The sequence below is a fragment of the Mycolicibacterium sp. CBM1 genome (assembly GCF_054073305.1).
The window spans coordinates 23,963-32,238 of the sequence record NZ_JBSXPP010000030.1; the positions used below are offsets into that span (position 1 = coordinate 23,963).

10 protein-coding genes are annotated in these 8,276 nt (G+C 66.9%); 5 read left to right on the forward strand and 5 right to left on the reverse strand.

Going from position 1 to position 8,276, the window contains the following annotated elements:
- The first annotated feature begins 6 nt into the window (after positions 1-6).
- A complete protein-coding gene (locus tag ACXDF8_RS25555; RefSeq protein ID WP_457226057.1) occupies positions 7-636 on the forward strand; it encodes a DUF1345 domain-containing protein in 630 nt (209 codons plus the stop codon).
- Here the strand turns inward: ACXDF8_RS25555 and ACXDF8_RS25560 are convergent.
- Positions 633-2,189, reverse strand: a complete 1,557-nt coding sequence (locus tag ACXDF8_RS25560) for a glycoside hydrolase family 13 protein (RefSeq protein ID WP_457226058.1) — start codon at positions 2,187-2,189, stop codon at positions 633-635. The genes ACXDF8_RS25555 and ACXDF8_RS25560 overlap by 4 nt on opposite strands.
- 9 nt (positions 2,190-2,198) lie before the next feature.
- Positions 2,199-2,609 carry a globin gene (locus ACXDF8_RS25565; protein ID WP_457226059.1) on the reverse strand — a complete coding sequence of 137 codons (411 nt, stop codon included), beginning with the start codon at positions 2,607-2,609 and terminating at the stop codon, positions 2,199-2,201.
- A gap of 130 nt (positions 2,610-2,739) precedes the next feature.
- Between ACXDF8_RS25565 and ACXDF8_RS25570 the strand changes: the two genes are divergently transcribed.
- From ACXDF8_RS25570 to ACXDF8_RS25580, 3 genes are read left to right on the forward strand one after another with little or no spacing between them, the layout of a single operon-like run.
- Complete coding sequence (locus tag ACXDF8_RS25570) at positions 2,740-3,372, forward strand: HNH endonuclease (RefSeq protein ID WP_457226060.1); 633 nt, start codon at positions 2,740-2,742, stop codon at positions 3,370-3,372.
- 46 nt (positions 3,373-3,418) lie between these two features.
- On the forward strand, positions 3,419-3,631 hold the full coding sequence (gene ctaJ / locus ACXDF8_RS25575; RefSeq protein ID WP_457226068.1) for an aa3-type cytochrome oxidase subunit CtaJ: 213 nt from the start codon (positions 3,419-3,421) through the stop codon (positions 3,629-3,631).
- Positions 3,618-4,097 (forward strand): DUF5130 domain-containing protein, encoded by a 480-nt coding sequence (locus tag ACXDF8_RS25580; RefSeq protein WP_457226061.1) that lies wholly within the window; start codon positions 3,618-3,620, stop codon positions 4,095-4,097. The genes ctaJ and ACXDF8_RS25580 overlap by 14 nt, the downstream gene beginning before the upstream one ends.
- 54 nt (positions 4,098-4,151) lie before the next feature.
- Here the strand turns inward: ACXDF8_RS25580 and ACXDF8_RS25585 are convergent, their stop codons facing one another.
- The gene (locus tag ACXDF8_RS25585) at positions 4,152-4,490 is read right to left on the reverse strand and encodes an HNH endonuclease (protein WP_457226062.1); all 339 of its coding nucleotides are present in this window, start codon (positions 4,488-4,490) and stop codon (positions 4,152-4,154) included.
- Between the two features lie 24 nt (positions 4,491-4,514).
- Positions 4,515-7,085: an aminopeptidase N gene (pepN, locus tag ACXDF8_RS25590; RefSeq protein WP_457226063.1), complete on the reverse strand. Its 2,571-nt coding sequence runs from the start codon at positions 7,083-7,085 to the stop codon at positions 4,515-4,517.
- 85 nt (positions 7,086-7,170) lie between these two features.
- Between pepN and ACXDF8_RS25595 the strand changes: the two genes are divergently transcribed.
- A complete protein-coding gene (locus tag ACXDF8_RS25595; RefSeq protein WP_457226064.1) occupies positions 7,171-7,791 on the forward strand; it encodes a mycothiol-dependent nitroreductase Rv2466c family protein in 621 nt (206 codons plus the stop codon).
- A gap of 11 nt (positions 7,792-7,802) precedes the next feature.
- Here ACXDF8_RS25595 and ACXDF8_RS25600 read toward each other — a convergent pair.
- Positions 7,803-8,276 (reverse strand): MarR family winged helix-turn-helix transcriptional regulator (locus ACXDF8_RS25600; RefSeq protein WP_457226065.1); only part of this gene is annotated, 474 nt, incomplete at its 5' end.

An 8,276-nucleotide genomic window follows, 5' to 3' on the forward strand; every position in this document is an offset into this window, starting at 1 on the left:
CCGGGCATGGCTGACAGGCTGTCGTTCTGGCGCAGTCCCGCCGCGCGCGTCGCCGTCGGCGGCGTCGTCGGTGCGGTGGTGACCGTGCTGCTCTGGGCGCGCGACGGCCCGCTGGCGCTGTCCGGTGGATGGACCGCGGTGGCGGGGGTCTTCACCGGCTGGACGTGGCTGGCGTTGTGGCGCTTCGACCACCGCCGCACCGAGACCCACGCCGGGCTCGAGCAGCCGGGCCATCCCGCGGTGGTCAGCCTGATCCTCGGCGGTGCGGTCGCGAGCCTGATCGGTGTCGGGGTCCTGCTGAACCGCGCTGACGACGGTGCACGGTGGTTGGCGGTGGGCAGCATCGTGCTGTCGTGGCTGACCATCCACACGCTGTTCGGGTTGATCTATGCCAAGCACTACTTCGATCCCGAACACCCAGGCGGTATCGACTTCAACGATCCCGACCATCACGACCGGCCCTGCTACTCCGACTTCTTCTACGTCGCCTTCGCCGTTGGCATGAGCTTTGCGATTTCCGACACGAACCTCACCTCGACGCGGATCCGCAAAACCGCGCTGGGACACGCCCTGTTGTCGTTCGTGTTCGGAACGACGATCATCGCCTCGGTGGTGAACGTCCTGTCGTCGTCCTAGGCGAGCAGGATCCACGCCGCGGCGTCGGGCGCCAGGTCGCCATCGAGCAGTGGCGCGCTGGTGATCAACACCTCGCCGGCGGGCAGCGGCAGCGCGCGCGACCCGGTATTCAACACGCACAGCACCCCGCCGGAGGCGAACGCCAGGGCGTCGGTGCGCAGCTGCAGCCATTCCACGTCGTTGTCGGTGAAGTGGAACCGGTTGCGCCGCAGACCCACAATCGCCTGGAAGAACGCCAGCGTTGAATCGGGATCGGCGAGCTGGCGTTCGACGGTCAACACCTGCCAGTCAGCCGGCATCGGCAGCCAGGTCTGCGGGTTCGACGAGAAGCCGAACGGCGCAGCCGAACCTGACCACGGCATCGGCACCCGGCAGCCGTCGCGTCCGCGTTCGGTATGCCCGGAGCGCTCCCACACCGGGTCCTGCAGTACCTCGTCGGGCAGCTCCACGTTGGGCAGACCCAGTTCTTCGCCGTTGTAGATGAACACCGCGCCGGGCAGCGCGAGCATCACCATCGCCATGGCCTGCGCGCGGGCCAGGCCGGCTGCGCCGCCGCCGTAGCGGGTGACCTCGCGTTCGACGTCGTGGTTGGACAGCGTCCAGGTCGGGCTGGCGTCCTCGATGGCGGCCGCCGCCAGCGAGTTCTCGATCGCGCCCCGGATGCTGACGGCGTCGAATTCGGCTCGCACCAAACGAAAGTTGAAGCCCATGTGCAGCTCGTCGGGGCGCAGATACTTCGCGAAGTCGTCGTTGTCGAAGACCCAGATTTCCCCGATGGTCACCGCGTGCGGGTAGTCGTCGAGCACCGAGCGGATGCCGCGGTGGATGTCGTGGACACCTTCGTGGTTGAACCGCGGATCGTCGTCCTGGGAGGTCAGCATCGCGACGTCGGTGATCGCCATGTCCGGCAGGCCGGCGGGTTTGGCCATGCCGTGCGCGACGTCGATGCGGAAGCCGTCGACGCCACGGTCCAACCAGAACCGCAACGTCTTCTCCAGATCGTCGAACACCTCGGGGTTGTCCCAGTTGAGGTCGGGTTGTTCGGCATCGAACAGGTGCAGGTACCACTGGCCGTCGGGCACCTGCGTCCAGGCCGGCCCGCCGAACACCGAGACCCAGTTGTTGGGCGGCTCGGCGCTGTCCGGCCCCGTTCCGTCGCGGAAGATGTAGCGCTCCCGTTCGGCGCTGCCCGGTGCCGCCGCCAGCGCGGCCTGGAACCAGGCGTGCCGGGAGCTGGTGTGGTTGGGCACCAGGTCCATCGTGACCCGGATGTCGCGGGCGTGCGCCTGCTCGATCAACCGGTCGAGGGCGCCCAGCCCGCCGAACAGCGGGTCGACGTCGCGGGGGTCGGCCACGTCGTAACCGTGGTCGGCCATCGGGGAAACCATCACCGGGTTGAGCCAAATTGCGTCGATACCGAGTCGGCTCAGATGATCGAGACGATCGGTGACGCCGTCGAGGTCGCCGACGCCGTCCCCGTCGCTGTCAGTGAACGAGCGGGGATAGATCTGGTAGAAGACGGCGTTCGTCCACCAGTGGGCGGGTTCGGCCATGGGCGTCCTCTAAAACGGCGAATTCATCATCGACTGCGCGGCCATCTCCAGATAGCCGAGCAGCTCGCGGCGATGCTCGTCGTCGAGCGTGTGAGAGTCGATCGAGCCCACCGCGATGTGCATGCAGCGCAGCCAGGCGTCGCGTTCGATGGGGCCGATGCAGAACGGCACGTGGCGCATCCGCAGCCGGGGGTGCCCGCGCAGATCGGAGTAGGTTCGCGGCCCGCCCCAGTACTGCTCGAGGAACATCCGCAGGCGGTCTTCGGCGGCGTCCAGCTCGTCTTCGGGGTAGAGCGGCCGCAGCACCTCGTCCTCGCGGACCAGCTCGTAGAAACGGGACACGATCTTGCGGAACGTCTGCGCGCCGCCCACCGCGTCATAGAACGTCTGCCCATCCCCGTCGGCCTGAGTCTCCGTCACTCCACCATTGTGTACACCCGCGCCGACGACGGCAGTGGTCACCCGTTGTTCACGGATTTGACCAGCGAACACGACCCAAATTGTCGTGCGGTGATCCGCAATCCGTGGTGCACTGGAACACGGAGGACGCATGGCTCAGCGCAACCGGAACCGCGGTCACCGCACCGCGGCGGGCCCGATCGGGTCGCTATCGGGTTCTGGGCTGCATGCCGACCCTCACATACCCAGCCCGGCCGACGGATCAGTGTGGGGGCGTCGCCGGGTGTTGTTGCTCAATTCGACCTACGAACCGCTGACGGCGTTGCCGATGCGCCGGGCGGTGATCATGCTGCTGTGCGGCAAAGCGGACGTCGTGCACGACGACCCCGGCGGCCCGGTCATCCACTCCGCGACCCGGACAGTCGTCGTCCCGTCGGTGATCCGTCTGCGCAGTTATGTCCGGGTGCCCTACCGGGCCCGCATTCCCATGACCCGTGCGGCACTGATGCACCGGGACCGCTACCGCTGCGCCTACTGCGGCGGCAAGGCCGACACCGTCGATCATGTGCTGCCGCGCAGCCGCGGGGGAGAGCACTCGTGGGAGAACTGCGTGGCAGCGTGCGCGACGTGTAATCACCGCAAGGCCGACAAGTTGCTGTCCGAGCTGGGCTGGACGTTGCGGCTGGTGCCGATGCCCCCGAAGGGCCAGCATTGGCGGCTGCTGTGCACCATCAAGGAGCTCGACCCGTCGTGGGTGCGCTACCTGGATGAAGGCGCGGCGTGACACTGCTACGGTTTGCAACGTGAGCACTGCAGCCATTCATTCGATTATGGGCGGAATCCCGCTGCTGTTGGTAGCGATACTCTCCGCGATGATCTTCGCCCGCAAAGGCAACCACCCTGCGACTTACCAGCTTTCCGAGAAATGGACCCACGATCCGATCCTCTGGGCGGCCGTCGATGAGGTAGTTCCCGGCGGCGGCCACCATGGCCACGGCACGACCGAGACGACTGTTGGAGGTGGAGCAAGTGGCAAGTGGTGAGCATGGCACCGCGGTAGCGACGGTCGATACCGACAATCTGCCCTATGGCTGGGCGGTGACCGCCAGCGGCCGGCTGTCCGGCGTCACCGAGCCCGGTGAGCTGTCGGTGCACTATCCGTTCCCGATCAAGCAGCTCGTCGAGCTGGACGACGCCTTGAAGTACGGTAGTCGGCAGGCCAAGGCCCGCTTTGCGGTCTACATCGGCGATCTGGGCAGCGATACTGCCGCCCGTGCGCGCGAGATCCTCGCCGATGTCCCGACCCCGAACAACGCGGTGCTGCTGGCGGTGTCTCCCGATCAGCGGGCCATCGAGGTGGTCTACGGCGCGGATCTGCGCGGTCGTGGCGCCGAGTCCGCCGCCCCGCTCGGGGTGTCCGCGGCCGCGTCGGCGTTCAAAGAGGGCAACCTCATCGACGGTCTGGTCAGTGCGGTCCGGGTGATGTCGGCGGCTATCTCCCGCCCGTAGTTTCGCGAATTTCGGCGCGCAACCGTTCGCTTCACCGAACGGTTGCGCGCCGAATCACATCAATTGCGCGCGAATCTGTACGTAGCGTTCGAGGAACAGTCGTTCGTCGAGCCGCTTGCGCCGCAGCCAGCCCGTCACCTCGTCGTTGCACTTGCTGGCGTTGCACGCCGCACAGGCCGGCACGACGTTGTCGACGGTGTAACGCCCGCCACGCGATATCGCCATCACGCAATCCCTTTGCAGCGGGCGATCGGTGACCCCGCAGTAGGCACATCCCCGCCAGGCGTCCTTAAGTGCCGCCCACTGCGCTTCGGTGAGGTCGTTGACCACGGCCTTGACCCGTCGCGTGCGCCGGCGCGCCGCGCGGGCTCGCCGACTGTTCGGGGCCGCCATGGTCTGAATCCTCCCAGCGCGAGGTCAGCCAGCGTCGAAGGCGCGCGCTTTCAGGGAGCGTTCGACCCCGGCGCGGCCTTCGAGTACCAACCGCCGCAGCGCCGACGGCACGTCGCCGGCGAGGAACGCGTCGGCGGCCGTCAACGCCTCGGAGCTGATGTCCCATGACGGATAGAGGCCGATCACCACGGTCTGGGCCACCTCGCTGGATCGACGCTCCCACACGCCGCCGATCGCCTCGAAGTAACGCGCGGTGAACGGTTGCAGCAGGGTGGCCTGACCGGGCTGGGCGAAGCCGCCGATGATCGCCCGCGCGGTGATGTTGGCCAGCGTGTCGTCCTCGATGACCTGCTGCCAGGCCCGCTCCTTGACCGCGACCTGCGGACGCGCGGCTGCTGCCGCGGCGGCGTGCCGGCGCCCGGCCGCGGTCGGGTCGGTCTTGGCCTCGTTGTCGATGAACGGGCTCTCGATGCCGTCGGCGTCCAGGTCGCCGCTGGCGGCCAGCGCGGTGACGATGCGCCAGCGCAGGTCGGCGTCGATGACTAGACCGGGCAGGTTCACCGCGGCGGGCTCGTTGTCCAGCAAGGTGGCCAGCACCGCGACGTGGCGCAGTGAGAGCACCGACGTGCACAACGCGTTGACGAACGCCAGCTGGTGATCCGAGCCCGGGGCGGACTCGCGTGCCAGGTCCAGCAGCCGGTCGGCGAACGACGGCCAGCCGTTGGCGCAGGCCCAGTCCGGGTCGGCGTAGGAACCCAGTGCGGTCTGGGCCTGCAGCAGCAGCCGCTGGGCCACCCCGACCTCGGTTTCGGCCTGCACACCGCTCATCACGAGGGCGACGAAGTCGCGGGCGGTCAGCTCGGCGTCACGAGTCATTTCCCAGGCCGCCGACCACACCAGCGTCCGCGGCAGTGGCTCGGCGATGTCGGCGATGCGGCTCAGCGCGGTCTGCAGGGATTCGTCGTCCAACCGCAGCGAGCAGTAGGTCAGATCGTCGTCGTTGACCAGGATCAGCTTGCCGCGTGACACCCCTTGCAGCGCAGCTACTTCGGTGACGGGCCCGGACACGTCGAGTTCCTCGCGATGCACCCGCACCAGCTTGCCGGTCACTGGGTCGTCGTCGTAGATGCCGACTGCCAGCCGGTGCACCCGGGTCTCGCCGGCGCCGGGCGCCGCCCCGCCCTGGGTAATCGCGAACCGGGTGAACCCGCCGTCGGCGTCGACGTCGAAATTGGCGCGCAGCGTGTTCAGCCCGGTGGTTTTGAGCCACTGGCGGCCCCAGTCGCTCAGGTCGCGGCCGGACGCCTTCTCCAGCGCGCCCAGCAGGTCGCTGAAGGTGGCGTTGTCGAAGGCATGCGCGGCGAAGTAGTCGCGCAGACCAGCCAGGAAGTGCTCAAGGCCCACGTAGGCCACCAGCTGCTTGAGCACGCTGGCGCCCTTGGCGTAGGTGATGCCGTCGAAGTTGACCTCGACGGCGTGCAGGTCCGGGATGTCGGCGGCGACCGGATGGGTCGACGGCAGCTGGTCCTGGCGGTAGGCCCACGATTTCTCGACGTTGGCGAACGTCGTCCACGCCTGGTCGTATTCGGTGGCGTCGGCCTGGCACAGCACCGAGGCGAACGTCGCGAACGACTCGTTGAGCCACAGGTCGTCCCACCACGTCATGGTGACCAGGTCGCCGAACCACATGTGCGCCATCTCGTGCAGCACGGTCTCGGCGCGGCGCTCGTAGCTGTAGCGGGTCACCTTGGACCTGAAGACGTAGTCCTCCAGGAACGTCACCGCGCCGGCGTTCTCCATCGCCCCGGCGTTGAACTCGGGCACGAACAACTGGTCGTATTTGCCGAACGCATACGGCACCCCGAAGTTGCGGTGATAGAAGCCGAAGCCCTGCTTGGTTTCGGTGAACAGCCGCTCGGCATCCATGTACTCCGCCAGCGAGGACCGGCAGAAGAGGCCGAGCGGGATCTCGCCGTGCTCGTCGGTGTAGACGTCGTCCCAGCGCGCGTACGGACCTGCGATGAGTGCCACCAGATAGGTGCTCATTCGAGGGGTGGTGGCGAAGGTGTGGACCTTGGCTTCACCGCTGTCCTCGACGGCCGTGGTGGCACCGTTGGAGATGACCTGCCAGTGCGACGGCGCGGTCACGGTCACGTCGAAGGTGGCCTTGAGGTCGGGCTGGTCGAAGCAGGCGAACATTCGCTTGGCGTCGGCGGTTTCGAACTGCGAGTACAGGTACACCTCGCCGTCGACGGGGTCGACGAAGCGATGCAGGCCCTCGCCGGTGTTGGAGTATCGGCAGTCGGCCTCGACGACGAGCACGTTGTGTTCGGCCAGGCCGCGCAACGGGATGCCGGTGGACTCGTCATAGGCTGACACGTCGACATCGTGGCCATTGAGCACGGCGCTGTGCACGGTGTCGGCGGCCAGGTCGATGACGATGTCGGCGCCCGGCAACGCCTCGAACTCGACGATCGTGGTGGATCGGAACGTCTTCTCCCCGGAGGTCAGGTCGAGAACAATCCGGTAGTTGCCGACGGTGACCAGAGCTGCGCGCTCGATGGCCTCGTCACGGGTGAGGTTGGGAAGTGCCACGTGTCCAACCTAGTGGCAGCGGGAACAGTGTTCTATTGGGATGAGTTGTGATGAGCGTTCGCGTTGATCGCTGGGAGGAGCCCGCATGTCCGAGAAGTCAGTAGCCGGTTTCTGGTTCGACCCGCTGTGCCCGTGGTGTTGGATCACCTCGCGCTGGATTCTCGAGGTCGAGAAGGTTCGCGATATCGATGTCGACTTCCGGGTGATGAGCCTGGCTGTCCTCAACGAGGGCCGTGACCTGCCCGAGGAGTACCGGGAGGGGCTGAAGAAGGCGTGGGGACCGGTCCGGGTCGCAATCGCCGCCGAGCAGGCCCACGGCCGGGAGGTCCTTTCGCCGCTGTATACGGCGATGGGCACCCGGATCCACAATGAGAACTACCGGGAGACCGACCCCGACTTCAGCAGGGTCATCTCGGAGTCGCTGGCGGAGGTGGGCCTGCCCGCCGAACTCGCCGAGGCGGCCACCACCGACGCTTACGACGACGCACTGCGCAAGAGCCATCACGAGGGCATGGACGCCGTCGGCGAGGATGTCGGGACCCCCACCATCCACATCAACGGTGTTGCCTTCTTCGGTCCGGTTCTCTCCCGTATTCCGAGAGGTGAGGAAGCGGGCAAGCTCTGGGATGCCTCGGTGACGTTCGCCTCCTACCCGCACTTTTGGGAGTTGAAGCGGTCTCGTACGGAGGCGCCGCAATTCGACTGAACGCGCGAACCCTAGTGGGGGTAGGGGTCTAGTTCGCGCATGCGGTGCACGTGTGCTTGTTGTAGTTCGTCGGTGCGGGTGAGGAAGTCCATGATGAGGGCGATCTCGGCCGGCGTGTAGTGGCTGAATAGCACTTTGCCGCCTTGATTTAGCAGGGGGGCGAGGAGTTCGGTGACGCGGCGGGCGGCGAGGTCTGTGGCCACCACGATGACTCGGCGGTGATCGGTGGGGTGTTGTGATCGGGTGACGTAGCCGAGTTTCTCGAGGCGGTCGAGTGCGATCGTGGTGCCGGCGGCGGTGAGGCCGAGTTGGTCGGCGAGAAGTCCTGGTGTTGTGATCTTTTCGCCGGCGCAGAGGATGAGTTCTAGGGCGCGTCGGTCTGTTTGGTTGACGCCGAGCACTCTGACCAATTCGCGCGCTACGTCGTCGAAGGACGCATGAAGTGATTCCATTGTTTTCCGCAGCACTACGGCGCTCCGAGCGAG

Coding starts and splice junctions, on each gene's coding strand:
- ACXDF8_RS25555 (WP_457226057.1), top strand. CDS start 7: ATGGCTGACAGGCTGTCGTTCTGGCGCAGTCCCGCCGCGCGCGTCGCC.
- ACXDF8_RS25560 (WP_457226058.1), bottom strand. CDS start 2,189: ATGGCCGAACCCGCCCACTGGTGGACGAACGCCGTCTTCTACCAGATC.
- ACXDF8_RS25570 (WP_457226060.1), top strand. CDS start 2,740: ATGGCTCAGCGCAACCGGAACCGCGGTCACCGCACCGCGGCGGGCCCG.
- ctaJ (WP_457226068.1), top strand. CDS start 3,419: ATGGGCGGAATCCCGCTGCTGTTGGTAGCGATACTCTCCGCGATGATC.
- ACXDF8_RS25585 (WP_457226062.1), bottom strand. CDS start 4,490: ATGGCGGCCCCGAACAGTCGGCGAGCCCGCGCGGCGCGCCGGCGCACG.
- ACXDF8_RS25595 (WP_457226064.1), top strand. CDS start 7,171: ATGTCCGAGAAGTCAGTAGCCGGTTTCTGGTTCGACCCGCTGTGCCCG.